This is a genomic window from Mesorhizobium sp. M1004 (assembly GCF_040318795.1).
In the GTDB taxonomy this organism is placed as follows: Bacteria; Pseudomonadota; Alphaproteobacteria; order Rhizobiales; family Rhizobiaceae; genus Mesorhizobium.
The window spans coordinates 409,005-434,955 of the sequence record NZ_JAMYNB010000005.1 but is presented as its reverse complement, the minus strand read 5'-3'; the positions used below and the strand labels follow the sequence as shown (position 1 = coordinate 434,955).

General features: G+C 62.5%; 24 protein-coding genes and 1 tRNA gene. 15 read left to right on the top strand and 10 right to left on the bottom strand.

Going from position 1 to position 25,951, the window contains the following annotated elements; translation table 11 throughout:
* Nucleotides 1–38: 38 nt before the first annotated feature.
* Nucleotides 39–872, bottom strand: coding sequence for a type I methionyl aminopeptidase (gene map, locus NKH54_RS13665; protein WP_353028383.1), 834 nt, complete (start codon nt 870–872; stop codon nt 39–41).
* A gap of 279 nt (nt 873–1,151) precedes the next feature.
* Here map and NKH54_RS13660 point away from each other — a divergent pair, with 279 nt between their 5' ends.
* The 3 genes from NKH54_RS13660 (at nt 1,152) to NKH54_RS13650 (ending at nt 2,874) form a co-directional block, all read left to right on the top strand.
* Nucleotides 1,152–1,448: a DUF982 domain-containing protein gene (locus NKH54_RS13660; RefSeq protein WP_023688240.1), complete on the top strand. Its 297-nt coding sequence runs from the start codon at nt 1,152–1,154 to the stop codon at nt 1,446–1,448.
* Between the two features lie 146 nt (nt 1,449–1,594).
* Complete coding sequence (locus NKH54_RS13655; protein WP_023691124.1) at nt 1,595–1,870, top strand: DUF6074 family protein; 276 nt, start codon at nt 1,595–1,597, stop codon at nt 1,868–1,870.
* 335 nt (nt 1,871–2,205) lie between these two features.
* A complete protein-coding gene (locus NKH54_RS13650; protein WP_023688243.1) occupies nt 2,206–2,874 on the top strand; it encodes a DUF2161 domain-containing phosphodiesterase in 669 nt (222 codons plus the stop codon).
* Between the two features lie 146 nt (nt 2,875–3,020).
* On the opposite strand, the gene NKH54_RS13645 is transcribed toward NKH54_RS13650, so the two are convergent.
* From NKH54_RS13645 to phaC, 3 genes are all read right to left on the bottom strand, one after another.
* Nucleotides 3,021–3,095, bottom strand: a tRNA-Glu gene (locus tag NKH54_RS13645).
* A 324-nt stretch (nt 3,096–3,419) separates the two neighbouring features.
* On the bottom strand, nt 3,420–4,541 hold the full coding sequence (locus NKH54_RS13640; RefSeq protein ID WP_023805330.1) for a YcbK family protein: 1,122 nt from the start codon (nt 4,539–4,541) through the stop codon (nt 3,420–3,422).
* A gap of 359 nt (nt 4,542–4,900) precedes the next feature.
* Entirely contained in the window at nt 4,901–6,736 is a 1,836-nt protein-coding gene (gene phaC, locus NKH54_RS13635; protein ID WP_352497768.1) for a class I poly(R)-hydroxyalkanoic acid synthase, read from the bottom strand.
* 97 nt (nt 6,737–6,833) lie between these two features.
* On the opposite strand from phaC, the gene NKH54_RS13630 reads away from it, so the two are divergent.
* From NKH54_RS13630 to recJ, 4 genes are all read left to right on the top strand, one after another.
* Nucleotides 6,834–7,244, top strand: coding sequence for a hypothetical protein (locus NKH54_RS13630; protein WP_023691128.1), 411 nt, complete (start codon nt 6,834–6,836; stop codon nt 7,242–7,244).
* A 90-nt stretch (nt 7,245–7,334) separates the two neighbouring features.
* A complete protein-coding gene (locus tag NKH54_RS13625) occupies nt 7,335–8,552 on the top strand; it encodes an LL-diaminopimelate aminotransferase (RefSeq protein ID WP_023681615.1) in 1,218 nt (405 codons plus the stop codon).
* A 50-nt stretch (nt 8,553–8,602) separates the two neighbouring features.
* Entirely contained in the window at nt 8,603–9,916 is a 1,314-nt protein-coding gene (locus tag NKH54_RS13620) for a homoserine dehydrogenase (RefSeq protein ID WP_023753343.1), read from the top strand.
* A gap of 247 nt (nt 9,917–10,163) precedes the next feature.
* Nucleotides 10,164–11,948, top strand: coding sequence for a single-stranded-DNA-specific exonuclease RecJ (recJ, locus tag NKH54_RS13615; protein WP_353028382.1), 1,785 nt, complete (start codon nt 10,164–10,166; stop codon nt 11,946–11,948).
* Nucleotides 11,949–11,963: 15 nt separating this feature from the next.
* On the opposite strand, the gene NKH54_RS13610 is transcribed toward recJ, so the two are convergent.
* The 3 genes from NKH54_RS13610 to folE all read right to left on the bottom strand — a co-directional run bounded on the left by NKH54_RS13610 (nt 11,964) and on the right by folE (nt 14,149).
* Entirely contained in the window at nt 11,964–12,935 is a 972-nt protein-coding gene (locus NKH54_RS13610) for a patatin family protein (protein ID WP_353028381.1), read from the bottom strand.
* A gap of 84 nt (nt 12,936–13,019) precedes the next feature.
* Nucleotides 13,020–13,478 (bottom strand): phosphoribosyl-AMP cyclohydrolase, encoded by a 459-nt coding sequence (gene hisI, locus NKH54_RS13605; RefSeq protein WP_023688273.1) that lies wholly within the window; start codon nt 13,476–13,478, stop codon nt 13,020–13,022.
* 35 nt (nt 13,479–13,513) lie between these two features.
* Nucleotides 13,514–14,149, bottom strand: coding sequence for a GTP cyclohydrolase I FolE (folE, locus tag NKH54_RS13600; RefSeq protein ID WP_023725696.1), 636 nt, complete (start codon nt 14,147–14,149; stop codon nt 13,514–13,516).
* 241 nt (nt 14,150–14,390) lie between these two features.
* Here folE and NKH54_RS13595 point away from each other — a divergent pair, with 241 nt between their 5' ends.
* Nucleotides 14,391–14,837 carry an iron-sulfur cluster assembly scaffold protein gene (locus NKH54_RS13595; RefSeq protein ID WP_353028380.1) on the top strand — a complete coding sequence of 149 codons (447 nt, stop codon included), beginning with the start codon at nt 14,391–14,393 and terminating at the stop codon, nt 14,835–14,837.
* Nucleotides 14,834–15,292 carry a cell envelope integrity protein TolA gene (gene tolA, locus NKH54_RS13590; RefSeq protein ID WP_353028379.1) on the top strand — a complete coding sequence of 153 codons (459 nt, stop codon included), beginning with the start codon at nt 14,834–14,836 and terminating at the stop codon, nt 15,290–15,292. Before NKH54_RS13595 ends, tolA begins: the two co-directional genes overlap by 4 nt.
* On the opposite strand, the gene NKH54_RS13585 is transcribed toward tolA, so the two are convergent.
* Nucleotides 15,289–16,218: a LysR substrate-binding domain-containing protein gene (locus NKH54_RS13585; protein WP_353028378.1), complete on the bottom strand. Its 930-nt coding sequence runs from the start codon at nt 16,216–16,218 to the stop codon at nt 15,289–15,291. The two genes, tolA and NKH54_RS13585, sit on opposite strands and share 4 nt — an antisense overlap.
* Before the next feature lie 372 nt (nt 16,219–16,590).
* Between NKH54_RS13585 and yidD the strand changes: the two genes are divergently transcribed.
* From yidD to NKH54_RS13560, 5 genes are all read left to right on the top strand, one after another.
* Entirely contained in the window at nt 16,591–16,959 is a 369-nt protein-coding gene (gene yidD, locus NKH54_RS13580; protein WP_023830632.1) for a membrane protein insertion efficiency factor YidD, read from the top strand.
* 158 nt (nt 16,960–17,117) lie between these two features.
* Complete coding sequence (blaOXA, locus tag NKH54_RS13575) at nt 17,118–17,933, top strand: class D beta-lactamase (RefSeq protein WP_352787227.1); 816 nt, start codon at nt 17,118–17,120, stop codon at nt 17,931–17,933.
* 134 nt (nt 17,934–18,067) lie between these two features.
* Nucleotides 18,068–19,831, top strand: a complete 1,764-nt coding sequence (locus NKH54_RS13570; RefSeq protein WP_023825667.1) for an adenylate/guanylate cyclase domain-containing protein — start codon at nt 18,068–18,070, stop codon at nt 19,829–19,831.
* Nucleotides 19,832–20,052: 221 nt separating this feature from the next.
* Entirely contained in the window at nt 20,053–22,026 is a 1,974-nt protein-coding gene (thrS, locus tag NKH54_RS13565) for a threonine--tRNA ligase (protein ID WP_353028377.1), read from the top strand.
* Between the two features lie 85 nt (nt 22,027–22,111).
* On the top strand, nt 22,112–23,050 hold the full coding sequence (locus NKH54_RS13560; RefSeq protein ID WP_353028376.1) for a lysophospholipid acyltransferase family protein: 939 nt from the start codon (nt 22,112–22,114) through the stop codon (nt 23,048–23,050).
* Between the two features lie 84 nt (nt 23,051–23,134).
* On the opposite strand, the gene NKH54_RS13555 is transcribed toward NKH54_RS13560, so the two are convergent.
* Together NKH54_RS13555 and NKH54_RS13550 are read right to left on the bottom strand one after the other, a co-directional pair.
* Nucleotides 23,135–24,025: an ankyrin repeat domain-containing protein gene (locus tag NKH54_RS13555; protein WP_353028375.1), complete on the bottom strand. Its 891-nt coding sequence runs from the start codon at nt 24,023–24,025 to the stop codon at nt 23,135–23,137.
* Nucleotides 24,026–24,181: 156 nt separating this feature from the next.
* Nucleotides 24,182–25,144: an RgsD C-terminal domain-containing protein gene (locus NKH54_RS13550; protein WP_023695450.1), complete on the bottom strand. Its 963-nt coding sequence runs from the start codon at nt 25,142–25,144 to the stop codon at nt 24,182–24,184.
* Nucleotides 25,145–25,307: 163 nt separating this feature from the next.
* On the opposite strand from NKH54_RS13550, the gene NKH54_RS13545 reads away from it, so the two are divergent.
* Nucleotides 25,308–25,892 (top strand): nitroreductase family protein, encoded by a 585-nt coding sequence (locus NKH54_RS13545; protein WP_352514096.1) that lies wholly within the window; start codon nt 25,308–25,310, stop codon nt 25,890–25,892.
* Nucleotides 25,893–25,951 lie beyond the last annotated feature (59 nt).

Below are 25,951 nucleotides of genomic sequence, written 5' to 3'. Positions count from 1 at the left end.
ACGGCGCCTCAAAGCCGCGGCTTGAGGCGATCTTGTTTTCAGCTGACCGCCGGCAGGCCGGGGCGGTCGAGCTTGTTTGGCGACAGGGTGAAAATCTCGCAGCCAGTTTCGGTGACGCCGATCGTGTGTTCGTACTGCGCCGACAGCGAGCGGTCGCGCGTCACCGCCGTCCAGCCGTCCGACAGCACTTTCACATGCGGCCGGCCAAGATTGATCATGGGCTCGATGGTGAAGATCATGCCCGGCCGCATCTCGACGCCTTCCGAGCCGGTGCCATAGTGCAGGATGTTTGGTGCGTCGTGGAACAGCTGGCCAACGCCGTGGCCGCAGAAATCGCGCACCACCGAGCAGCGCTCTGCCTCGGCATAGGTCTGGATGGCGGCGCCGATGGCGCCGGTGCGAGCGCCGGGCCGGACCGCCGCGATGCCGCGCATCAGGCACTCATGAGTGACTTCAAGCAGGCGTTCGGCGGCGCGCTTGATGGTGCCGACGGGATACATGCGCGAGGAATCGCCGTGCCAGCCGTCGAGGATGTAGGTGACATCGATGTTGACGATGTCGCCATCCTTCAACGGCTTGTTGTCTGGAATGCCGTGGCAAACGACGTGGTTGATCGAGGTGCAGGACGATTTGGTGTAGCCGCGGTAGTTGAGCGTCGCCGGTAGCGCGCCTTGGTCCATGCCGAATTCGAAGACGAAACGGTCGATGGTCTCGGTGGTGACACCCGGCTGGACCATCGGCACCAGTTCATCGAGGCAGCGCGCGGTGAGATCGCAGGCCCTGCGCATGCCGGCAAATCCTTCTTCGCCATAGAGGCGGATCTGGCCGGTATTCCTGAGGGGTGCCGTGGCGGCGTCGAGATAGGTGACCATAGTGTCCGTTTGCCTGTAAGCGGGCGGCGCATATCAGCCCGTTAGAAAATTTCCTCAGATTTGGCACTGCAAGCCGCAAGGTTCAAGGAAGAACTGCCGGCAATGGACTGATACTGGCGATATTCCTGGCTTGCGCGGCCGCTCAGATGACATCCAGGTGCGCGATCTCCTCCGAATGCCGAGATCGCACTGACGACACATTTTCGCGCAAAAGCAGCCAAAGCAACTTTTGACGACGAACGGCGTTGCTGTGGTCGACGCCAGTTCGGGAGATATAGAATGGACAGATTGCAATTCGAGGTGCCGGTGCGCATCGCGCCCGCGCCCGGGCTGCCGGTAGAGGAAATATACAGCGTCGAACAGGCGCTGGATATCCTGCATGACTGGCCAAAGAAGCGACAGGGCAAGGTCTATGAAGCGGCGTTCAATGCCTGTTTCGGGGCCACGGTGGATGTGGTCAGGACTGAGGACGCATGGCGCGCCTTCATGGCGTTTTGCCGGGTCAGTGGCCTGCTGGCCAGGGACATGATGGTTACGGCCAAGCGCGCCGGCGAGGCGAGGGGCCTGAGGGTCTAGAGTTCTGCTTGGCCTGGAGGCCGGCCAACCGACTCGTTCCAATCGGCGCGGACTCCGCGGCGTTAAGGTTCCGTTTCCGACTTCACAGCTAGGCATGAGCCATAGAGCAGCGTCTGATTCGTTGCGTCGGTTTCATGGTGCAGAACATGTCTTCAGCCAATGTGCGTACCTTCCCGCTAGACCGGCAGACCGTGCTGGTGCGCGAGGTCGCCGCAAGGCTGGGCAGACTGCACGGCGACACGGCCACGTCGTTCTGGAAGGCCACGGCGCGCGAACTCCTCGACAAGGCGGTCGCGGCCGGCTGCGATGCGGCTTCGGCGGCCAACGATGTCCGCCGGTTTTTTGCCGCGGTCCAGGACGAGATGCATTTCAAGGCGGACGATGCCGCACCAGGGCAGCGCCGGACGCGCACCCGCCTCTAGCTTCGAACAGAGGACCGACACGCGCTCACTGTGGCTAACCGTGGACCGGTCTTGGCGTCGACGATCTCGGGCCTTGCGCTGTCGATCGTGCCGTCCCAGCCACGGCGAGCGCCTTGTTGAACGCGAGACAGGCGATGAAATACTGGTCGCGCTCGGCCCTGGTGACGTCGGTCATCGCCAAGGAAATCGTCGAGCGCTATGGCGGGACCATCACGCCGGAGAACCTGCCTTACGGATGGCTTTTGCAGATGGTGGGATCGACGCGGTTTAGCGCAAGGCGTCGGCCTCTCGGCGATCCCTGTGCCGACCCGATCCGAATCGGCTATGCCTGCGCGATGCAGGAAACGTCTCTCTACATCCCGGTGAAGCGGTTTCTCGAGAGCCTGGAATTCACGGTGAAGGGCGAAGTCGGCCACTGCGATATCGTGGCGGTGCGCGACGGCGAGCCGCCTGTGCTGGTCATCTGCGAACTGAAATTGCAGTTCAACCTCGAACTGGTGCTGCAAGGTGTCGATCGCGCGGCGGCATGCGACGAAGTGTGGCTGGCCGCGCGCATGTCGGCGCGTGGCAAAGGCCGCGAGCACGACCGCCGTTTTCGCGCGCTGTGCCGGCGGCTCGGCTTCGGGCTTCTGGCTGTCAGCGGCAAGGGGGAGGTCGAATTGCTGCTCAGCCCGGCCGCTCTGCCGCCGCGTCGCGATCCAAAGCGGCGCTCGCGGCTGATGGAGGAACACCGGCGCCGGCGCGGCGATCCGGTGGTCGGCGGTGGCTCGCGAGCCCCGATCATGACTGCCTACCGGCAGGATGCGCTGGCCTGCGCCGCAGCCATGACCGACGGGCCGAAACGCCCGCGCGATCTGAAAGCGATTTCGCCGCGCGCGGCCAGCATCCTATTGGACAATGTCTATGGCTGGTTCGCCAGGGCCGAGCGCGGCGTCTACGCGCTGACCGAGGGTGGCCACGCGGCGTTACAGCGCTGGCCGCAGGTAGCGCACGACCAAGGGTGAGTGGCCGGAGATTGCCGCGAGCAGGCGCCGAGGGAAACCTCGGCACGGCAGCCGCTGTTCGCCGTTTCAACCGATGCGCCGCGCCACCCTTCCAGCCGCTGCTAGTTCGGCGGCTGCCGCGAGGCTTCCTGTTTTCCTGAAAGATCTGGTACGCCCAAGGGGAATCGAACCCCTGTTACCGCCGTGAAAGGGCGGTGTCCTAACCGCTAGACGATGGGCGCGCTCAGACGAAGCGGCTTATAATTGCGTTGTTGCCAACCGGCAACCCATCAGCCGCCAGATGCAGAAACTTTTTTCAAGAGGGGCGAAAACGGCCAGTTTGGTGAGCAAGCGCAGGTTTTCTGGCCTCGCGTCGTTGCACATCTTTGGACGAATGCGCCGCGCAGTCGTCATCCTCGCGTCTGCGCTGCGTCGCTGCGCTCCTTGCTTCGCCATAGGATGACGAAGTCGCGGGTGCCTCGGCTAATCTCGAACGTCGCTGATAGGTAATCGGAAAAAACGGCGGGCTGCTAACAGCCCCTCGGCCCGTTTGCCGAATGGGGATGCTACCCCCGCCGGCGGCAGCGCCAATTCCAGTCGCGCTCGGGGCCGACGTCGACGTGAACGGATTCGGTATGGCAGTAGGTGCCGACGCCACCGCGGCCGGGCATGGTTCGGATGTAGCTCGCCAGTTCCCATTTGGAGACGCCGGGAACCTGGATGTCGGCGGCGGCGCAATACATGTGCAGCGAATTCTTGGCGCCGTTGGCGCGCCGGTTGCGGGCCGGGTCGCGGTAGCCTGATGTGACCATCATCTTGCGGCCGTAATGGCCTTCGATGGTCTTCAGCACACGCACCAGCGACGGCTTCAGGCAGGCGACGTCGACGCTCTCGTTTTGCTTCAACAGGCCGTTGGGCGCCAGCCGGGCGAGGCCGGCGGCGGAAGCCACCTGATAGGCGCCGCCCGAACCCTCGTCCTCGTTCAGGTCGACGTCGCTTTCGTCGTCGAGGCCGGATTTGCGCTTGATCTCGAACAGCGCCGTCTGGCGCACGCCGGGCAAGGCATCGCTGCCGGTGATGTGGTTGCTCTCGTTGCCAAGCGAGGCAAGCTGCAAGGGCTTGTCGGCCGAACTGGCTGAGGCCAACGTGATGATCGGCTTTGCCGGGGCGGCCTTCTGGGCAGCAACCGCAGGCTGTTCGCCCGAGCGCGAGTTGACCAGCGGAGCAGGTGCCGCCGAGGTTGGCGTGGTGCTGAACAGTGAGGCCAGGAAGCCCTTCTTCGGCGTGTCGATCTGCAGGGGCGCGGCGGTCACGTAGACCTCGCCGGGCGCGGGTGCCGCGGCAGTCGGTTTCGGCGCGGTCACGCCGGCATCGGCGGCGGCGATCTTCTGCGCCACGGCGTCCGTTGCGGCCGCGGTCTGTGCTGACTGCTGCAGCGACTGCGGCGTCTGGCCGACAATGGTTTCGGAGCCGGCGGGAACATTGACCGGGAAGCCGGTGCCGGGCTTGGCCACCGGCACATAGGCGACCTGCTCGGGCAGTGTCGCATCGCCCGCTGCCGTCATCATCATCTGCGGCCCGGTGGATGTGACCTGCACGGTCGAATCGCCCGGCGCCGCAGGGCTGGCGCCGGAAGCCGCGGCGATGTCAGAAGCGGTCGCGTTGTAGCCAGGCATGCCGACGGACATTGTGGGGTCGCTGGCGGAGGTGCAGGACGCCAGAAGCACGGAGAAAAGCGCTGCCGCTATAGTGCGACCTTCTCTCCCCGCGAGACGCGATCCTACTGATTTCAAAACTAAATTCCCCCTCGGTGTCCGGTCGGCCTGCTATTGGTGCGGCGTCGAAACGTTCACATCCAATGCCTTGTGTTCCCAAACCGGAAACGAGACTTGTGTCAATTCTGCAAGCCTCTGAATTATTTGCTCGTTGGAGGCCAATTGAGGCTTCTTGAAGGTTGACGACACCATTTCGCCCCGTTTTGCCGGCTCGTCAACTCACCAGACATTACATTCCGTTACACACAGGCACCTGCAAAAGGTGCCGGCCGTTACACACGCACCTTCACATAGGTGCCGGGGGCATCACCCAGGGTTTTCATGTGCTTGCCCGGTTTGCGGGCCGGAACGAGGGTGTCGTCCTGGGTCTCGATCCAGTGCTGCCAATGCGTCCACCAGGAGCCGGGATGCTCCACCGCGCAGGCGAGCCACTGGTCAAAATCGCCTGTCGGTTTGCCGCCGGTCCAGTACTGGTATTTCTTGGCTGCCGGCGGGTTGACGACACCGGCAATGTGGCCGGAACCAGCCATCACAAACTCGACCTCACCGCCGAAATATTGCGAGCCGAGAAACACGGAAAGGGCCGGCGCGATGTGATCTTCCTTCGACGCCAGGTTGTAAACCGGGATGGTGACGTCGGCCAGCGACAAAGTGCGGCCGGCGAGTTCCATCACGCCACGCGTCAGATTGTTCTCGAGATAACAGTTGCGCAGGTAGAAGGAGTGGTTGGCGGCCGCCATGCGGGTGGAATCGGCGTTCCAGTAGAGCAGGTCGAAGGGAAGGGGATCCTTGCCGCGCATGTAATTGTTGATGACATAAGGCCAGATCAGGTCGCCCGAGCGCAGCATGTTGAAAGCGGTCGCCATCTTGGTGCCGTCGAGGTAGCCCTTTTCGTTCATCGATTTCTCGACCGCTGCCACCTGGTCCTCGTCGACGAAGACTTTCAGGTCGCCGGCATGGGTGAAGTCGACCTGCGTGGTGAAGAAGGTCGCCGATTTGATGCGGTTGTCGCCTTCCTGTGCCAGCAGTGCGAGTGCGGCCGCCAGCAGCGTGCCGCCGACGCAATAGCCGATGGCGTTGACCTCTTTCTCGCCGGTCGCCTTCTCGATCGTGTCGAGGCCGTATTGCAGGCCTTCCCGTATGTAAGCTTCCCAGCCCTTGGCGCCGTGCCGCTCGTCGGGATTGATCCAGGAGATGACGAACACGGTATGGCCTTGCTCGATCGCCCAGCGGATGAAGGACTTTTGCGGGTTGAGATCGAGGATGTAGAACTTGTTGATCCAGGGCGGGCAGATCAGCAGCGGGCGCTTGAGCACCGTCTCCGTCGTCGGATCGTACTGGATGATTTCGGCGACATCGCTGCGCCCGACCACCTTGCCGGGAGATGTCGCGACGTTCTTGCCGATCTCGAAGGGCGAATAGTCAGCTTGTCTCAGCTTCAGGTCGCCCTTGCCGGCGGCGATGTCTTCGGCCAGCATCTTCATGCCGCGCACCAGGTTTTCGCCATTCGAGGCAACGGTTTCTCGAAACAGCTCCGGATTGGTCAGGATGAAGTTCGACGGCGAGATGGCATTGGACACCTGCTTGACGTAGAAGCTGGCCTTATGGCGGGTGTGATCGTCGAGGCCTTCGGCGTGCTCGACCAGGTCGGCCGCCCAGCGCGAGGTGACGAGATAGGCCTGTTTGAGGAAATCGAAGAAAGCGTTGCGACCCCATTCGGGGTCTTGAAAACGCTTGTCGCCGCGCTCGGGCTTGACCGCATCTTCGGGCGCCTCGGCATTCGGGCTAACCTTCTGGATGGCGTTGCCCCAGACCGTCATGTAGCCGGCGAACAGTCGCGTCTGCGCTTCCAGCGCGCGTTGCGGGTCGGCCAGCCAATATTCGCTGAGCTTGGAAAAGGTTTTTACCATGTCGACCACGGGTTCGGCGACATGATCGCGCACCTCGCCCTTTTCGCGCGGCTCGGCCCAGGCGGAGGCGGCTTTGCCGGCCTGCTCGACCATGCGCGCCATGTTCAACGCGAAGCGTTCCGGGTCTTTCACCAGATATTGCTCGACGGTCGAAGATTGATCATCTTCCGCTTTGCTCGAATCAGGTGTTTTGGACATGGCTCGCGGGGTTCCTCCCGAGGCGTTTTCTTGACATATTATCATGGGACATCTGACCGGGTCCAATGCGCTGTACCCCGGCTGCCAGGAAAACAATATGACGATTAACACCGGCAAGACCATTTTTTCGGGGGCAGGCCGCTTTTGCCGCGTCGCGGTTGCAATCGCCTGTCTGGCGCCAGGGCTGCTGGCGGCAAGTGGCTGCACGAGCGCCAATACCGGCAACGGGATGAATGTCGGCCTGACGCAGGGCGCGCAGGACACCGGCTCTTATCCCAATCTCAACATCCCGCCGCAGGTGGCGGCAAGGCAACTCACCCCTGAGGAGACGCAGGCCAAGCTTGCCCAGTTGAAGGGCGAACAGCAGGGGCAAGTGGCCAAGGGCGGCGGCGGTGCCCCGTCCACCAGCCCGGCGGCGCTGAACTCGCTGGCGAAGAACCATGGCAAGGACACGCTGAAGCAGATCGAAGCCAAATGCGATCCCGCCCTCGACCCTACCTGCAAATAAGGCTATATCGCGCGCCGAAAGCGGTCTTTGCCAAAGGCGCCTAGCCAAGCCAACTGTGCTAAAGCCAATCTTAAATCGTCTGGAACTGACATGGAAGAATTTCACAAGGTCCGCCGGCTTCCGCCCTACGTGTTCGAGCAGGTCAACCGGCTGAAGGCCAGCGCCCGTTCGCGCGGCGCCGACATTATCGACCTTGGCATGGGCAATCCGGACCTGCCGACGCCGAAGGCGATCGTCGACAAATTGTGCGAAGTGGTGCGCGATCCGCGCACGCATCGCTATTCCTCCTCCCGCGGCATCCCAGGTCTGCGCCGCGCCCAGGCCGCCTATTATCAGCGCCGCTTCGGCGTGAAGCTCAATCCCGACACGCAGGTGGTGGCGACGCTCGGTTCGAAGGAAGGCTTCGCCAATATGGCGCAGGCGATCACCGCGCCGGGCGACGTGATCCTGTGCCCCAACCCGACCTATCCGATCCATGCTTTCGGCTTCATCATGTCGGGCGGCGTCATCCGTTCGCTGCAGGTCGAGCCGGATGACGGCTTCATCCCGGCGCTCGAGCGCGGTGTCCGTCATTCGATCCCGAAGCCGCTGGCATTGATCCTCAACTATCCGTCGAACCCGACGGCGCTGGTCGCCTCGCTCGATTTCTACAAGGACGTGGTCGCCTTCGCCAAGAAGAACGACATCATCATCCTGTCGGACCTTGCCTATTCGGAGATCTATTTCGACGGCAATCCGCCGCCTTCGGTGCTGCAGGTGCCGGGCGCCATCGATGTCTGCGTCGAGTTCACCTCGATGTCGAAGACCTTCTCCATGCCTGGCTGGCGCATGGGCTTCGCCGTCGGCAATGAGCGGCTGATCTCGGCGTTGACGCGGGTGAAGTCCTATCTCGATTACGGCGCCTTCACGCCGATCCAGGTGGCGGCGGCGCATGCGCTGAATGGCGACGGCGCTGACATCGCCGAAGTTCGCGAGGTCTATTTGAAGCGCCGCGACGTCATGGTAGATGCCTTCAGCCGCGCCGGCTGGACCATTCCGGCACCGGCTGCCTCGATGTTCGCCTGGGCGCCGATCCCGGAGCCGTTCAAGCATCTCGGCTCGCTTGAGTTTTCCAAGCTCCTGATCGAGCACGCCGACGTGGCGGTGGCGCCGGGCATCGGCTTTGGCGAGCATGGCGACGATCATGTCCGCATCGCGCTGGTCGAGAACGAGCACCGGATCCGGCAGGCGGCGCGCAACATCAAGCGCTTCCTGGCGTCCAGCGCCAAGCAGCCGAACAATGTGGTGCCGCTCGCCGCGCATCGCTAAAGTCGCCGCACATCTTATTCGAGTAGATTTTTTGAGGGGCGTCGCCGGGCATGGCTGAAGCGTTGCGCGTTGGAATTGCGGGTCTGGGTACGGTTGGCGCCTCGGTGGCGCGCGTGCTGCGCGACAAGGCAGCGGAGCTGACGCGCCAGTGCGGACGCGATGTCATCGTCACGACCGTTTCCGCGCGCGATCCCAAGCGCGACCGTGGCGTCGACCTCAGCGCCGCCAAATGGTTCGACGATCCGATCAAGATGGCGCAGGCCGCCGATATCGACGTCTTCGTCGAACTGATCGGCGGCGACGAAGGGGCAGCGCGCGCGTCGGTCAAGGCAGCACTAGAAGCCGGACGTCATGTCGTCACCGCCAACAAGGCGCTGTTGGCCAAGCACGGCGTGGCGCTTGCCGAAATCGCCGAGAAGAAGGGCGTGCTGCTCAACTACGAGGCGGCAGTTGCCGGCGGCATCCCGGTCATCAAGACGATGCGCGAGGCGATGGCCGGCAATTCGGTCACCCGCGTCTTCGGCATCCTCAACGGCACCTGCAACTACATCCTGACCCGCATGGAGGCCGAGGGCATCTCCTTCGACGAGTGCCTGAAGGACGCGCAACGGCTGGGTTATGCAGAGGCCGACCCGACCTTCGATATCGAGGGCCATGATACGGCGCACAAGTTGTCGATCCTGACCAGCCTGGCCTTCGGCACCAGGATCGCGGCCAATGACATCTACATGGAAGGCATTTCCAACATCAGCCAGGCCGACATCCGCGCTGCGGGCGACCTTGGCTACCGGATAAAATTGCTCGGTGTCGCGCAGCGCACCGACAGCGGCATCGAGCAGCGCGTGCACCCGACCATGGTGCCGACCGCGTCGGTGATCGCACAGGTGCATGGCGTTACCAATGCGGTGGCCATCGAAACCGACATTTTGGGCGAACTGCTGCTCTCCGGCCCGGGCGCCGGCGGCAACGCCACCGCGTCCGCCGTGGTCGGCGATATCGCCGACATCGCAAAGAGCCGGCCGGGCTTCCAGCACGGTCCGGTGTTCGGCCTGCCGGCCAAGGAACTGCGCCCCTACAAGAAGGCGCAGATGCGCAGCCATGCCGGCGGCTATTTCATCCGGCTGACCGTGCACGACCGCATCGGCGTCTTCGCCGCGATCGCCAAGCGCATGGCCGACAACGACATTTCGCTGGAATCGATCGTCCAGCATGCCGTCAGCGGTGAGACCGACGCGCAAAAGACGGTGATCCTGGTCACCCACGAGACGACGGAAGCAGCGGTGCGCAAGGCTGTCGACGGCATCACCAAGGACGGCCACCTCACAGACAAGCCGCAGGTTATCCGCATTGAGCGCGCTGGTTAGGCCAAGTCATTTTTCTCCTTAACCGATTGATATTCCTGCTGAAAGGTGGTTCGGACGCCATAATGCTCTATCTCTTTGATTCGGAGCCGGATTGAGATTTCAGGTCGAACCCACCAGTCATGATCGGGCTCTGGCGGAGGCGTGAGCCGCGAGATCAACGCGCGTCACCAGGAGGTGGAAAAGTTGAGACTTTCCTGTTTAGCCGTCGCATATTGCCGGAAATGACAATCTGTAGACTACGCCTCCTATGACGGGCGACAAACGCCTCTTCCTCGATGTCAGGCAGTCGGCGACCGGTGTTTCCTGGGAACACCGGTTGAGCGAGCGGCAGGACATGACTGCGCTCGCCATAGCGCAGGGCCACGGCGTGCCCGACATTGTGGCTCGCGTGCTCGCCGGGCGCGGCGTCACCGCCGACCAGGCCGAGCGCTTCCTCGATCCGACGATTCGCAATCTGTTGCCGGATCCGGCTTCGCTGACCGACATGGGCAAGGCTGCGACCCGCATCGCCGAAGCGGTCATGGCCAAGGAGAAGGTGGCAATCTTCGGCGACTACGATGTCGACGGCGCCGCCTCTTCGGCGTTGCTCAAGCGCTTCCTGGCGCATTTCTCGGTGCCTTCGGAGATCTACATTCCCGACCGCATCTTCGAGGGCTACGGCCCCAATCCGGAGGCTATGCGCGAACTGGTCTCGCGCGGCGCGACGCTGATCGTCACCGTCGATTGCGGCACCAACAGCGCTGTCTCTATCGATGCCGCCAAGGCCGCAGGCGCCGATGTGGTGGTGCTCGACCACCATCAGGTCGGCGGCCCGCTGCCGGAGGCGACCGCGGTCGTCAATCCCAATCGCGAGGACGACCTTTCCGGGCAAGGCCATCTGTGCGCCGCCGGTGTCGTCTTCCTCACTCTGGTGCAGACGGCGAGGGTCCTGCGCAGCCGATTGCCCGATGCCGCGCAGCCGGACCTGTTGTCGTTGCTCGACCTGGCGGCGCTGGCCACGGTTTGCGATGTGGTGCCGCTCATCGGCGTGAACCGCGCTTTCGTCGTCAAGGGACTACAGATGGCGCGGCAGCAGAAGAATGAGGGGCTCGCCGCACTGGCGCGGGTGTCCCGCATCGGTGAGCCGATAAGCACCTTTCATCTCGCCTATCTGATTGGGCCGCGCATCAATGCCGGCGGCCGCATCGGCGATGCAGCACTTGGCAGCCGGCTGCTCGCCACCGACGATCCGGTTGAGGCCAGGACCATTGCCGAGACACTCGACCGGCTCAACCAGGAACGCCAGCAGATGGAGCTGGAGATGCTGGCAGCGGCGCGCGCGGAGGCTGACGCCGAACTTGCCGGCGGCAACGGGCCGGCCATCATCGTCACCGCCAGCACCAATTGGCATCCCGGCATTGTCGGCTTGATCGCCTCGCGGCTGAAGGACCATGCGCGGCGGCCGGCCTTCGCCATCGCCTTCAACGCCAATGGCATCGGCACCGGCTCCGGCCGTTCGGTGTCGGGCTTCGATCTCGGACGGCTGGTGCGCGCAGCCGCCGATGCCGGGCTGATCGTCAAGGGCGGCGGCCACGGCATGGCCGCCGGCATCACGGTGGAACGCGCCAAGCTCGGCGAACTCCGTGCTTTCTTTGAGGAGCGCGCGGCGGCCGAAGTGTTCCGGCTGCAGGACGAAGAAAGTCTGGCCGTCGACGGCGCGCTCGCCGCCGAGGGCGCGACGATTGCTTTGCTCGATGCACTGGAAAAGGCCGGGCCTTTCGGCGCCGGCCATGTCGCGCCGGTGTTCGCGCTGCCGCGCCATCGGCTGGCCGACGCGCGGGCCGTCGGCACCAACCACATCCGGGCTGATCTGCAGTCGGAAAGCGGCGGCCGCATCCAGGGCATCGCCTTTCGATCCGTCGATACCGCGCTGGGCGAATTCCTGTTCAAGAACAGGGGCAACACGATCCATGTAGCCGGCTCGCTGTCGGGGAATTATTGGAACGGCAACCGCACGGTGCAGTTCCGCATCACCGATGCGGCCAAAGCCTGACATTGCCGAATTGGTTTAAGCGAGAACCGTCTGCAGCCGCTTCAACTCGCTGATCTGCGCCATCGTCGCCTGGTAACCGACGCTGATCGCCTCATCCGCGCGGTGGAATTCGGTCAAGCCGATATGGCTGAGTTTCGGTTGCAGCGACATGTCGGGCGGATCGCCCGCCAGCCTTGCGCGTGAAATCCGGTCCTGGATGATGTTGAAGGCTTCGACCATGACGCCGGTGATGCCGAGACGGCTCTGGTGCGGCTGGTGGTCGGGGCTGGCCTGGCCTGGCCGGGGCGCGTCCTTCTCGATGAGCAGTTCGCCGGCGCTGTGCTTGATGACGGCGGCGCGGCCGAACAGATCGTAGTGAAGGTTGACCGCGACGACCAGCGGCTGCTCGTAGGCGCGGCAGACCGAGACCGGAACGGGGTTGACCAGCGCGCCGTCGACCAGGACGCGGCCGTTGCAATTCACCGGTTCGAACACGCCGGGCAGCGCATAGGAAGCGCGCATCGCGGTGATCAGGGAACCGCTGGACAGCCAGATCTCATGGCCGGTGCGAATTTCGGCGCCAACGGCGACGAAGGGTTTCGTCAGATCCTCGAAGCGGATGCCTGCCATGTGCTCGCGCAGCCTGACGTCCAGTTTCATGCCGCCGAACAGGCCGCTGCCGCGCAGATTGAGATCGAGCAGGCCGAAGATGCGCCGCTTGGTCAGGCTGCGGGCGAACTCCTCGAGTTCGTCCAGCTTGCCGGCGAGATAGCAGCCGCCAACCAGCGCGCCGATCGAGGTGCCGGCGATCATCGAGACTTCGATGCCGGCTTCGTCGAGCGCGCGCAGCACGCCAATGTGCGCCCAGCCGCGTGCGCAGCCGCCGCCCAGCGCGAGCGAAATGCCTGTCTTGCCCGCGGGTTGCGGGTCAGGCACGCCGCCGGACGATGAGGGGCCATTGGCTTCCCGCACGTCCGGTCTGCTACGCAATGACGCCCACTCGAGCATCATGATCTCCCTTATCCCGCGTCCGTTCTACAGGAAGGACGTTTGAGAATAGTGAATATGAGTGGTTTGCGACTGTTGAATGGTTCACGCGGGCTTCCGATACGTTTTTTCCGCATCGAACAGCGGCGTGCTGCCATCGCCGGCAAGCGTTGCCTTGCCGCCGATTAGCCCCACCGTCCGATAAAAACATGAACGCCGGCCGGTGTGACAAGTTGCGTCGTGGCCCAACACTTTGACGCGCAACCATATGGCGTCCTGGTCACAATCCGTGAGCATCTCGACGACGGTCTGAAAATTGCCTGATGTTTCGCCCTTCTTCCACAGCGTGCTGCGCGAGCGCGACCAGTAGTGCGCGATGCCGGTTTCGAGCGTCAGCGCCAGCGCCTCGGCATTCATATGCGCGACCATCAGCAGCATACCGTCAGCGGCGTCGGTGACGACGACGGTGACCAGCCCGGCAGCATCGAAGCGCGGGGAAAACACCGCGCCTTCTTCGAGAGCCTTCTTGTCTGATGGAGCCTTGGGAAATGTTAGTGCCGACATCGCCGGTCCTTGATCTAGCGATGCCGGCGAGGGGCTTACGCCCCGAGGCCGCGCACCATGGTGACGAAACGGACCTGTTCCTCGGGCGTGTCCTTGAACACGCCGGTGAAGGTCGAGGTCAGCGTGGTGGAGCCCTGCTTGCGGATGCCGCGCATGGCCATGCACATATGCTCGGCCTCGATCATGACGGCGACACCGCGCGGATTGAGCACGTCCTGGATGACGCCGGCGATCTGTGCGGTCATGGCCTCCTGAGTCTGCAGGCGATGGGCGAAGATATCGACGACGCGCGCGATCTTGGACAGGCCGACGACCTTGCCATCCGGGAGGTAGCCGACATGCGCCTTGCCGATGATCGGCACCATGTGGTGCTCGCAATGCGAGTGGAACTGGATGTCCCTGACGATGACGAGATCGTCATAGCCGGCGACTTCCTCGAAGGTGCGGCCGAGCTCTTCGGCCGGGCACATGTCATAGCCGTTGAACATTTCGAGAAAGGCCTTGGTGACGCGCTTGGGCGTGTCGATCAGGCCCTCGCGGTCCGGATTGTCGCCGGTCCAGCGCAACAGCGTGCGCACGGCGGCCTCGACCTCGGCTTCGCTCGGCCTGTCGGTGACCGGCTTGTCCAGATAGTCGGAAGGGGCCATGATTTTCTTGATGACGGCATCCATAAAGGCGTCTCCCGTAGTTCCTCTCTCAGAAGGAACGAGTTGAACGGACCACGACCTTTCGGGTGCTGAAAACTCGCCCTGTTTCCAGCCCGCAAGCGGCGTGAACGAAATGGGCAAGGACCATGGCTTTGCAGTGCCTTGTCGATACCCGACTGCCACCATTATATATGGTCGTACGCAGCGAATGAAAGACGCCACAGCGGCAATCGCTGTTCGCTTGGCGGCGACGGATTGGAAAAATATGATTGACGACGTCTACAATGCGAAAATTCTGGGTTTTGCCGGAAACATCGCACGCATCGGCCGGCTCGATCATCCGGATGCGACGGCCAAGGCCCATTCCAAATTGTGCGGCTCGACGGTGACCATCGACCTCAAGATGGACAATGGCGTCGTCACCGATTTCGCGCATGACGTGAAGGCCTGCGCCCTCGGCCAGGCCTCGTCCTCGATCATGGCTCAACATATCATCGGCGCCAGCGCCGACGAATTGCGGGCGGTGCGCGACACCATGCTGAAGATGCTCAAGGAAAACGGCGCGCCGCCGCAAGGCCGCTTTGCCGATCTGAGATATCTGGAGCCGGTGCGCGACTACAAGGCGCGTCATACCTCGACCATGCTGACCTTCGATGCGGTCGTCGATGCCATCGGTCAGATCGAGAAGAAACGCGCCGAAGAAGCGGCGTGACCCTGCTATCTGATCGCCAGAGCCTGGTGATTGCCGCGAGCCTTGCCGTTTCGCTTGCGTTGGGCAGCGGCGTGAGTAGGGCGGACGTGGTCGTCCAGCGCGATATCGGCGACTATCTCATGAAGGCAATTCAGCTCTGCTGGAACATACCCGTGAACACCCGCGGCATCGCCCGCGTTAAGATCAGTCTGAACAAGGACGGGTCGCTTTCCGGTCCGCCAAAAATTGTCGGTCCCGTGACACCGCTGCCGGACAAGCTTGCCGAGTCCGCTGTCCAGGCCATCGCGCGTTGTGCACCATTTCCCGGGCTGACATCCTATGCGGCCCATTACGAACTTTGGCGTGATGTGGTCCTCACATTCAACCCGGGAGAGGATACGTCGGACAAACCTCTCGGAATCGATGCGAAGGAGCTTGATCAACTTCTCGAAAAATACCGCAAGAAACCAAACTAGCCGGCGGCTCCGGCTTTCGCTTCCTGCGCCCGTCTGCTTTCGGCAAATTCGCTTCTCACCCAGTCGGCAAATGCCTTGGCCGGTTCGGGCAAATCCTTCAAACTCCTGGCCACCAGCCAGTAGGCGCCGGATGCGACGTCGATGTCGAACGGCTTGATCAGCGCGCCGGACGCAATCTCCTCGCCGATCTGCAAGAGGTCGCCCAGCGCCACGCCGTGGCCGAGCAGGGCCGCCTGCTTCGACAGCGACACATCCGCCAGCATAGGGCCGCGCGCCGGAATGGCGTCGGCGGCGACGCCAGCCGCTTCGAACCAGCGCGCCCAGCCCTGACGATTTTCCTCGTGCAACAGCGTGTAGCGGGCAAGGTCGAGCGGCTTTTCGAGGGCAGGGCCCGATCCCAGCAAGGCCGGCGACAGGACCGGTGAATCGACGGTCGAGGCTAGCCATTCGGCCTCGCTGCGCGGCCATGAGGTGGCGCGCGCGCTGAAGCGCAAGGCGAGTTCGGGCTGATCGCTGCGGAACTCGATCGGCCTTGGGTCAACTTCGAGGGAAACGTCGATATCGGGCCGCAACTGGCTGAAGCGGTTGAGCCGCGGCAACAGCCATACCGAGGCCAGCGACGGCTCGACACTGACGCGAACCACCGACTGCGCCGGGGCCGCCACCAGGTCCGAAAGCAGCCTGTCGATGTCGTCGAAACTCCTGACCAACTGATCGAGCAGGCGCTGGCCGGCTTCGCTCAGCTCGACGCGACGGTGATGACGGTGGAACAAGGGCTGGCGCAGGAACTGCTCGAGTTCGCGGATCTGCCGGCTGATGGCGGCCTGGGAGACGAACAGCTCCTCGGCGGCCCGGCTAAAGCTCAATTGCCGGCCGGCTGCCTCGAAACTTCGCAATGCCGTCAGGGGCAGCCGTCCGCGCTTCATTTCGCATAACCCGAAGTTATCTGAACCGGAAATTATACTCGTTTGAAGGCGAAGGCCAGCGGGCGTCTAATCCGTCTCAAAGGAGATGCGGCCATGATCCAGTTACTGGAAATCTTTTGCGATGTGATGCGGATCGCGACATTTCAGTGGCATGGCGACAGGCAGCATCATGTGCAGCGCACCGAGCAAAGGCCGGCCACCCGCTGGGCGGCTCCAGCGGAGCGGCATCCCTTTCGCCGCTCGCGACCCTGAAGCCGACAAAGAGGCGAGTGAAGAGGATTGCGTTTGCCGGCCGAAGCTCACATCTATCGGTTTGGAAACGCAAGCTGACCCGGAAGCCGGTTTCGGGGTCGCGTTCGGAAAGAGGCTGCAGTGGGCGACCAGCATCGGCATGTGCATGCCGCCGGACGGACCCGGCGCGGCCGCAACTGGCCCGGTCCCTGGCGCAAAACACCCGGCCGCATTTTCGGCACGTCGCTGGTGCGCCTCTATCAACTGACGCTGTCCGGATTTGTCGGCAATTCCTGCCGGCATCTGCCGACCTGTTCCGAATACGCGCATGAGGCGATCGCCCGCCATGGCCTGTGGGCCGGTGGCTTCATGGGGCTGTTCCGGGTGCTGCGCTGCGGGCCGTTCGGAACGCACGGCGTCGACCGCGTGCCGGAGGTGCTCGCTCCGCGCTACGTCTGGTTCACGCCATGGCGTTATTGGCAGATCGGCAGGAAGCGCGGCGAGGCCTGACGGCGGACGCGCTGGGTCCCTGATCCAGATCGCCAGGGCGGCATTTCTTTACGATCCGGTAGGGTTAACAACGGCCTGCACAAAGACTGCGCATTTGAGTCAAAATCGAGCCAAGACACTTCGCTAAGCGCCTCCTGTTCATTCCCAGGAGAGCCCACATGCGTCGGATCGAAACCCATCCCTTCATCATTGCCGCGGTCCTCTTCCTGCTGGCCTGGTTTCTGGGATTTCCGATGCGGGCGCAATCGGCGCCGCTTGGCGATGTCGCCTGTACGCTTATCCAGGACGCGGCGAGCGGCGAGACGCTCTACCAGAATGGCGTCTGCGACCAACGCGTCAGCCCGGCATCGACCTTCAAGGTGCCGCTGGCACTGATCGGCTACGACAGCGGAATCCTGAGCGATGCGCATACGCCGACCTGGAACTACAAGCCTGAATTCAGGGCCGTGAGCCGCGACCACAAAGCCGTCGACCCGACGATCTGGGAGCGCGACTCGATCGTATGGTATTCGCGCGAGATCGTGCGCCGGCTCGGCGCAAAAAGCTTTGCCGGCTACGTCTCGAAATTCGGCTACGGCAACATGGATGTCTCGGGCGATGCCGACAAGGACAACGGGCTCACGCAATCCTGGATAAATTCCTCGCTTGAGATATCGCCGGTCGAACAGACAGCCTTCCTGCGCCAGCTGCTCGCCGGCAAGATGCCGGTTTCTGCCAAGGCGCATGAGATGACCCGAGCCATCCTGCCGACTTTCCAGGCCGGCGGCTGGACGGTGCGGGGCAAGACCGGCAGCACCAGGCTGGGAAACAGCAAGGACAAGCGCGCGCTGGGCTGGTTCGTCGGCTGGGCCGAAAAGGGCGGCCGGCGGATCGTCTTCGCCCGGCTGGTCGTCGATACCAAACCGATCGACACACCGAAGGGCCCGGCGACCCGCGGGGCGTTCCTGAGGGATTTGCCGCAACTGGTGAAGTGAGTTGCCGCGACAAATCCCGGCGGCTGTGCCAATGACCGCTGCGGAAATGTATCAGTCGACGTTCCGGCTCGTGGACTCTGTCGGCCGTCGCCCTTACAATCCCGGTCCTGTTGCTCTTGAAAGCAATGCACCACATGACCGAAGGACGCGTCCAACGCCGTCTTGCCGCAATTCTGGCCGCTGACGTGGTGGGGTATACGCGCCTGATGGGCAGCGACGAGGCCGGCACACTTGCCGATCTGAAGGAGATACGGGCCCACCTTATCGACCCAAATATGGCCGAGCACCAAGGTCGCATCTTCAAAACGACTGGCGACGGCATCCTCGCCGAGTTTCCAAGTGTCGTGAACGCCGTGGCTTGTGCCGTTGCTATGCAGCGTGCCATGTCGGGTCGCAGCGCAAAACTGTCCGAGGACCGAAGAATACAATTCCGCGTTGGGATCAACCTCGGTGACGTAATCGTCGAGGATGACGATCTGTTGGGTGACGGCGTGAACGTGGCGACAAGGCTCGAAGGCATCGCTCCTGTTGGAGGTGTTATGGTTTCGGGCACGGTGCGAGATCACCTCGGAAACCGGCTTGAACTTCAATTCGACGACATTGGTGAGCAGATACTTAAAAATATTGAACGCCCCGTGCGAGCTTATGCGGTGCGCCTCGACGGTCCCGAAGCGGCCCCCACTTCGCCGGCGTCGCTTGCTGATAAGCCATCCATCGCTTTGCTGCCGTTCGTCAATATGAGCGACGACCGTCAGCAGGACTACTTTGCGGATGGGATCACAGAGAACGTCATCACCGGATTGTCTCGGTTTCGCGATCTTTCCGTCATAGCCAGTAATTCGACGTTTGCTTACAAGGGCAAAGCCACGAAGATACAGGATGCCAGCCGAGAGCTGGGTGCCCGCTATATCTTGGAGGGCAGTGTACAGAGGTCAAAGGACCGGGTCCGGATTACCGCCCAGCTCATTGACGGCAAGACTGGGCGGCACCTTTGGGCAGAGCGCTACGACCGAGGCATCGAGGACATCTTTGCCGTGCAGGACGATGTCACTGAAAGAATAATCGGCAGTTTAGCCACAGCGTACGGAGGCCGACTGTTAAAGGCGTGGCAAGAGCGCCCGGAAGTCGCGGGGACGCGGAATTTTGAGGCGCTGGACTATTTCGTGCGGGGCATGGAGTCTCTCAACCGCTACACAAAACAAGACAACTTGCGTGCTCGGGAACTCTTTGAGAAGGCAGGCGAACTCGATCCGAAGTTCGGAAAGGCGTTTGCCAAGCTCGCTTGGACGCACATGATCGACGCAAGCGACGGTTGGAGCGCGAATCCCGAGGCTTCACTGGCATGTGGCCTGAAATACGCCAATTTGGCGATCGAACGGGACGACGCCGAGGCATGGGGGCACTATGCGCTCGCAGGGCACTGCCTATTTTGCGGACAATACGAACGCGCTATCGTTGAGTATCAACGCGCCCTTGAGCTTAATCCAAATGACGCCGACGTGCTGTTGGATTACGGTTCCTGCCTAAGCTATTGTGGGAGGGCACAGGAAGGCCTTGAGACGGCGCAAAAAGCCATGCGTCTCAACCCTCACTACCCCGAGTGGTACATCCTACAGATTGGCCAGATTTACTACGACGTTCGCAGATATCGTGAAGCGATCGCGGCGTTGGAAGGTCTACGAACCCTCGACACCGTATACCAACACTTATACCTGGCAGCGAGCTACGCGGCTTTAGGGAGCGAAGACGAAGCGCAGCAGGTCATCGAGCACATTTTGCAGCTGGAGCCGCGAGCCACAATCACGATGAGAACGACCTCGGACATGGCGCCATACAAGAACTCAGGTGACTTGGAACATCTTCGCGAGAACTTGCGCAAGGCAGGCCTGCGCGAGTGAGTGAAAGCTCGCGCTAGCCTTGAACGGCTGCAAAGTGGCGGTCCTTGGTCGTTCCGATCGGGGAGGCCAATGGCAACGTTCCAACTGGAATTCAAACTGACACACTACCAGCGCTCTTTACCTCACACCGTGCTGCCTCTAAAACCCGCCCGCTGCCGGATGCCTCCGGCTTCACACCACGACCACCCGCGCTCGTTTGCGGGACTGGATAGGAGATACAAATGCTGAATTCCGTTTCCCTGACATTTCCCGATGGCTCCGTCCGCGACTGTGACGCGGCGATGACCGGTGCGGGCCTCGCCGAATCGATCTCGAGGTCGCTGGCCAAGAAAGCCGTCGCCTATGCGATCGACGGCACCGTTCGCGATCTTTCCGACCCACTTGGCAAGTCCGGCAAGATCGAGATCATCACCCGCACCGATCCGCGCGCGCTGGAGTTGATCCGCCACGATGCAGCACACGTGCTGGCGGAGGCCGTGCAGGAACTGTGGCCGGGAACGCAAGTGACCATCGGGCCGGTGATCGAGAACGGATTCTATTACGACTTCGCCCGCAACGAGCCGTTCACGCCTGACGATTTCCCGGTGATCGAAAAGAAGATGCGCGAGATCATTGCGCGCAACAAGCCGTTCACCAAGGAAGTCTGGTCGCGCGACAAGGCGAAAAAGGTCTTTGCCGAGAAGGGCGAGCGCTACAAGCTCGAGCTGATCGACGCCATTCCCGAAGACCAGGATCTCAAGATCTATTCCCAGGGTGACTGGTTCGACCTCTGCCGCGGCCCACACATGGCCTCCACCGGGCAGATCGGCAACGCCTTCAAGCTGATGAAGGTGGCCGGCGCCTATTGGCGTGGCGATTCGAACAACCCGATGCTGACCCGCATCTACGGCACGGCCTGGGCCGAGCAAGCTGAACTCGATGCCTACCAGACGATGCTGGAAGAGGCAGAGAAGCGCGACCACCGCAAACTCGGCCGCGAGATGGACCTGTTCCATTTCCAGGAAGAGGGGCCGGGCGTCGTCTTCTGGCACGCCAAGGGCTGGAAGATGTTCCAGAATCTGGTCAACTACATGCGCCGCCGCCTCGACGAGCAGGGCTACCAGGAGGTCAACGCACCGCAGGTTCTCGACAAGAGCCTGTGGGAGACGTCGGGCCACTGGGGCTGGTATCGCGATGCCATGTTCAAGGTGACGGTGGCCGGCGACGACACCGACGACGACCGCGTGTTCGCGCTAAAGCCGATGAATTGTCCGGGCCACGTGCAGATATTCAAGCATGGGTTGAAATCCTATCGCGATCTGCCCGTAAAGCTTGCGGAATTCGGCAATGTGCATCGTTACGAACCGTCCGGCGCCTTGCACGGGCTGATGCGCGTGCGCGGCTTCACGCAGGACGATGCGCACATCTTCTGCACCGAGGAGCAGCTGGCCGCGGAGTGCCTGCGCATCAACGATCTGATCCTGTCGACCTACGCCGATTTCGGCTTCGACGATGTCAGCGTGAAGCTGTCGACGCGGCCGGATAAGCGCGTCGGCACCGACGAGGCCTGGGATCATGCCGAGGCGATCATGGGCAACGTGCTGGATACAATCAGGACGCGCTCGGGAAACCGCATCAAGACCTCGATCAATCCGGGCGAGGGCGCTTTCTACGGGCCGAAATTCGAATATGTGCTGAAGGACGCCATCGGCCGCGAATGGCAGTGCGGCACCACGCAGGTCGACTTCAATCTGCCGGAACGCTTTGGCGCCTTCTACATCGGTTCGGATTCGGAAAAGAAGCAGCCGGTGATGGTGCATCGCGCCATCTGCGGTTCGATGGAACGCTTTCTCGGCATCCTGATCGAGCATTATTCCGGCCATTTCCCGCTGTGGTTCGCGCCGCTGCAGGTGGTTGTGGCGACGATCACCTCGGATGCTGACGACTATGCGCGAAAGGTTGTCGCACAGTTGAAGGCGGCAGGACTTTTGGCCGAACCGGATCTGCGCAACGAGAAGATCAACTACAAGGTGCGTGAGCATTCGCTGGCCAAGGTTCCTGTGATCCTCGTCTGCGGCAAGCGCGAGGCGGAGGAGGAGACGGTCAACATCCGCCGGCTTGGCTCGCGCGATCAGGAATCGCTCAAGCTGGCCGACGCGCTGAAGCTGCTTTCCGACGAGGCTGTTTCGCCCGACCGAAGGCGCAACGCGGCCTGAGCAATCAATATTTCGGAGAAATGGCGGTGGAGCGATCCACCGCCATTTTCACATGCCTGTCACGCCAACCTTGTAACGAGCCCCCATGCTCAAGCTGAAGATACGGGAAAGGCCGTTTCCCGAACTCTCCTACGCCAATGCGAGCCAGCCGGCGCTGACGCGCTGGTTCATCCATTCCATTGAAGGTCTGTCGGGGCGCGACCGGTATGCCGCGCTCTACGATTTCTGGCGCCGCCAGGTGGCGCCGACGGGCGAGCGGGTGTTCAGCCGCATGCTGGAGCTGATCGACGTCAAGGTGCGCAGCACCGATCGGTGGCCGCCGGCGGGGCTGCCGGACACGCCGCTGGTGATCGTCGCCAACCACCCGTTCGGCATTGGCGACGGCATTGCCGTGCTGTCGCTGGTCGAGCAGCTCGGGCGTCCCTTCCGCGTCATGATCCACAAGGATCTGCTGAAGATCCGCGAAATGGAACCGTACTCGCTGCCGATCGACTTTTCCGAGACCAAGGACGCGGTGAAGAACAACATGGCGGTGCGCCACGAGGCAGTGCGGCTGTTGAAAGAGGGCGTCACCATCGTGGTATTTCCGGCCGGCGGCGTCGCCACCGCGCCGAGAGGCTTTGGCCGGGCGCGCGACCTGCCGTGGAAGATGTTTCCGGCGCGCCTCGTGCAGGACGCCAAGGCGTCGGTGGTGCCGATGCATTTTTCCGGGCAGAACGGCCGGCTGTTCCATCTGGTCAGCGGCCCGATGAACATGGGGGAGCGCGAAGGAAGGCTGGCGAAATTCGTCGGCAAGGCGTCGCTGACGTTGCGCCTTTCAATGCTCATCCGCGAATTCGCGCGGCTGTCCGGCAAAGCGATCGACGTTCGCGTCGGCAACGTACTGCGCTGGGATGAGCTGGAGCCGCTGCGCGACCGCAAGACCTTGCTTGATCGCCTTCATCGCGGCGTCTTCGATCTGGCGCCCGACGCACCGCGCAGCCGCGTCCACTTCCTGCCGCGCCTTATGCGCAAGGCAGCCTGAGAGACGCTAACTAGGGCGTGTACTCATAAACGACGTTCAGTCGGTCAACTTTTCGACAACCTCGGCCCTTTTGCTCAATAGCTCCTAGGGCAGTGGGAGCGGTTTGTCGCTGAGTGTACGCAAGTAGGCGATCAGGTTGACCCGTTCGGTCTCGTCCGGGACGCCAGGCACCTCCATGTAAACACCCGGCGTGGTGAGCATGGGCTCAAGCAGATATTTGTTCAGGTCCTCGTACGTCCATACACCCTCTAAGGCCAGCAAGGTGTCGGAGTAACGCATATTTGCCATGGATGCCTTGTCGCGGCCGACGACGCCCCATAAGTTCGGTCCCGTTTTGATCCCTCCCTGTGGCTCGGCATTGTGGCAACCGTGGCACACGTGTGTGAAGTAGGTTCGGCCTTTCTCGACATCGGCAGCAGCCAACTTCATCGAGATCGGAGCTGGCGTTGGCAACACGACGCCGTGCGACATGAGATAGTCAGCAACTTCGCGTTGCCCCTTGAATTTTGCCAGATGGAGCGGTGTCTTGCCGTCCTTTGTCTTCGCATTCACGTCCGCGCCGGCCTCAACCAGTGCTTTCACGCAATCGAGGCAACCGAGATTGACCGCGATGTGGATAGCGTTTTCGCGGCTGCGCCTCGAATTTGGATTTGCGCCCCCGTCCAGCAACAGATTGATCAAATCGGTCCTGCGTTTTGCCAAAGCCCGAATAAGGGCAGGACCCAAACGCGGGTCCGGGACGGCGTTGACGTCGGCACCGCGTTCAATGAGCAGTTTTGCCGCTGCAAAATGACCGCCTTTGACCGCAAGATAGAGTGGTGTCGTGCGCCCGTCGCTCTCATCGACGTCGGCACCAGCGTCGAGCGCTGCCGTGATCGCCGCGACATCGCCCTTCATGGCGGCGTCGTGAATGCCGGCGGCATGCGATACAATCGGTGCAAGCAGTAGTGGAATGAAAAGCAAGGACATGCGCATTTGGCATCTCCCAAGGCAAACTGCGGTACGGGTCATGCTTTCAAGGCCGCAAAAACATACCACGAATGCCGGATCGTGGCCACTCCAACCGGTGCCTAGAAACGAATCGCAAGGTCGATCCGTCCGGCTGTGGCTTCGGGCTTATGAGTCCACAACCTAGTCGGCGCCTTCCTCGGGATCGATGGCCGACGCCTCGGTGGCCAGGACCTCGATCTCCTGGTTCTGTCCGGCAACGACGGTGAAATCCTTCTGGTAGATGCGGTCGCGGTTCTTGGCGATGATGGTGTATTGGCCTTCGGCCAGCACCATCGAGGCGAAGGCGCCGACGGCCTCCTTGATCGGATCGCCGGATTCGTTGAGCAGCGACCAGGATGTATCGGCGATGGCCTCGCCGCCGGTCTCGCGCACCAGCTTCATGGTCTCCTCCGCCGCGCGATGCTCGACGGTGGCTTCGGTCAGCTTGCCGGCTTCGACACGGATGTCGGAGCGAATGACGGCATTGACCGCGCCATAGGTGGAGACGACATGATAAACGCCGGCGTTGAGCCGCACGACGCTGTTCGGCTCGACATCGGGAATGATCAAAGCGCGGTCGCCATTGGCCTCGGCGGTGCCCTCATAAATGGAGAAGCGCAGTTTTTTCGGCGGAATACGCACGCCGCCCGACAGCACCGCGTCGAGCTTGAGGCCGCCGGCATCGAGCACCAGGCTTTCGCGCCTGGCGTCCTTGCCGACCGTGATGCGCTTGGTGGCGCCGGCGCGTCCGTATGAGGCGTGGACCAGATAGCTGCCGGGTTCGAGCTGGAACACGGCGCTGCCGCCATGCGCGGAAGCCACCATCGGCAGCTTGCCGTCGCCGGCGGCCTCGGGCTTGAAGACGCGCCAGACGATGCCGCGCGTGATGTCGGCGCCCTTGTCGGTCAACTGGGCCGACAGCGTTATGGCGCCGCCGCCACCTAGTGCCAGCGGCGTCTCGCCCTTGGGCGGTGCATAGCTCGAAATATCGGGGAGTTTCAGATTGCCGATGCCGTCGGCATTCTGCGCCATGGCCATCGAGGCCGGCGCAAACAGCGCTACGGCGAGCCAAATCAGGAAAAGGCGCGATGTCCCCTCAAACATGCCTTGCGTTGAAGCCCAAGGCGGTGGCAATTTCAAGGCTTAAGAGTCCGATCCGCCTTGGCAACGGCTCTTTCGTCCGGCGCGTCCGCGCCAATGCACGAGCCGCCCCACCCGTAATGGCGCGCTTCAGCTCAAAATCGAGTGCTTTAGGAGACCTGGCCCCATGGCGTCGCCGATCATCGACTTCCTGCTGACCCGAAACTCCGCACCGATTCCTGAATTGAAGGAACCGGCGCCCAGCGATGGCGATATCGCGACCATGATCGCGGCTGCAAGCCGTGTGCCCGATCACGGCCGACTGGAGCCGTGGCGCTTCATCCTCTATCGCGGCGAGGCGCGATTCGAGATCGGCAGGAAGCTGGCGGCGCTCGCCGAACAGCGCGAAGGGCCGCTGCCGGAAAACCGCCGCAACCAGGAGCTGGCGCGGTTTTCCCGCGCGCCGCTGGTGATCGGCGTGGTGTCGGTTCCGAAGGACAATCCAAAAATCCCGCAATGGGAAATGTTCCTGTCCGGCGGCATGGCGGCGATGAACCTGATGATCGCGGCCAATGCGCTGGGCTACGGCACCAACATGATCAGCAACTGGTATTCCGACGTGGCGGAGGGCCGGGCGCTGCTGGGACTGGCGCCACAGGAACGTGTTGTCGGGTTTATCCATATTGGCTCCTATCAGGGACCGGCGCCGGAACGGCCGCGGCCCGATCCGGCAAAGCTCTATGCCGATTATGCGGGGCCGTGGAACGACTGACACCCGAAAGCGATTCCCCTTTATTTAAACACCGGCTAAGACAGCGGCTTCGGCGATGC

What these genes read in the sequence shown, in the direction of transcription:
- hisI (WP_023688273.1), bottom strand. Translation starts at nt 13,478, where the DNA reads ATGTCGGCACTAACATTTCCCAAGGCTCCATCAGACAAGAAGGCTCTC.
- map (WP_353028383.1), bottom strand. Translation starts at nt 872, where the DNA reads ATGGTCACCTATCTCGACGCCGCCACGGCACCCCTCAGGAATACCGGC.
- NKH54_RS13630 (WP_023691128.1), top strand. Translation starts at nt 6,834, where the DNA reads ATGACGATTAACACCGGCAAGACCATTTTTTCGGGGGCAGGCCGCTTT.
- NKH54_RS13650 (WP_023688243.1), top strand. Translation starts at nt 2,206, where the DNA reads ATGCAGGAAACGTCTCTCTACATCCCGGTGAAGCGGTTTCTCGAGAGC.
- folE (WP_023725696.1), bottom strand. Translation starts at nt 14,149, where the DNA reads ATGGATGCCGTCATCAAGAAAATCATGGCCCCTTCCGACTATCTGGAC.
- blaOXA (WP_352787227.1), top strand. Translation starts at nt 17,118, where the DNA reads ATGCGTCGGATCGAAACCCATCCCTTCATCATTGCCGCGGTCCTCTTC.
- NKH54_RS13560 (WP_353028376.1), top strand. Translation starts at nt 22,112, where the DNA reads ATGCTCAAGCTGAAGATACGGGAAAGGCCGTTTCCCGAACTCTCCTAC.
- NKH54_RS13545 (WP_352514096.1), top strand. Translation starts at nt 25,308, where the DNA reads ATGGCGTCGCCGATCATCGACTTCCTGCTGACCCGAAACTCCGCACCG.
- NKH54_RS13655 (WP_023691124.1), top strand. Translation starts at nt 1,595, where the DNA reads ATGTCTTCAGCCAATGTGCGTACCTTCCCGCTAGACCGGCAGACCGTG.
- NKH54_RS13625 (WP_023681615.1), top strand. Translation starts at nt 7,335, where the DNA reads ATGGAAGAATTTCACAAGGTCCGCCGGCTTCCGCCCTACGTGTTCGAG.
- NKH54_RS13610 (WP_353028381.1), bottom strand. Translation starts at nt 12,935, where the DNA reads ATGCTCGAGTGGGCGTCATTGCGTAGCAGACCGGACGTGCGGGAAGCC.
- NKH54_RS13585 (WP_353028378.1), bottom strand. Translation starts at nt 16,218, where the DNA reads ATGAAGCGCGGACGGCTGCCCCTGACGGCATTGCGAAGTTTCGAGGCA.
- NKH54_RS13595 (WP_353028380.1), top strand. Translation starts at nt 14,391, where the DNA reads ATGATTGACGACGTCTACAATGCGAAAATTCTGGGTTTTGCCGGAAAC.
- NKH54_RS13660 (WP_023688240.1), top strand. Translation starts at nt 1,152, where the DNA reads ATGGACAGATTGCAATTCGAGGTGCCGGTGCGCATCGCGCCCGCGCCC.
- NKH54_RS13555 (WP_353028375.1), bottom strand. Translation starts at nt 24,025, where the DNA reads ATGCGCATGTCCTTGCTTTTCATTCCACTACTGCTTGCACCGATTGTA.
- NKH54_RS13550 (WP_023695450.1), bottom strand. Translation starts at nt 25,144, where the DNA reads ATGTTTGAGGGGACATCGCGCCTTTTCCTGATTTGGCTCGCCGTAGCG.
- thrS (WP_353028377.1), top strand. Translation starts at nt 20,053, where the DNA reads ATGCTGAATTCCGTTTCCCTGACATTTCCCGATGGCTCCGTCCGCGAC.
- recJ (WP_353028382.1), top strand. Translation starts at nt 10,164, where the DNA reads ATGACGGGCGACAAACGCCTCTTCCTCGATGTCAGGCAGTCGGCGACC.
- NKH54_RS13570 (WP_023825667.1), top strand. Translation starts at nt 18,068, where the DNA reads ATGACCGAAGGACGCGTCCAACGCCGTCTTGCCGCAATTCTGGCCGCT.
- NKH54_RS13620 (WP_023753343.1), top strand. Translation starts at nt 8,603, where the DNA reads ATGGCTGAAGCGTTGCGCGTTGGAATTGCGGGTCTGGGTACGGTTGGC.
- phaC (WP_352497768.1), bottom strand. Translation starts at nt 6,736, where the DNA reads ATGTCCAAAACACCTGATTCGAGCAAAGCGGAAGATGATCAATCTTCG.
- NKH54_RS13640 (WP_023805330.1), bottom strand. Translation starts at nt 4,541, where the DNA reads ATGTCCGTCGGCATGCCTGGCTACAACGCGACCGCTTCTGACATCGCC.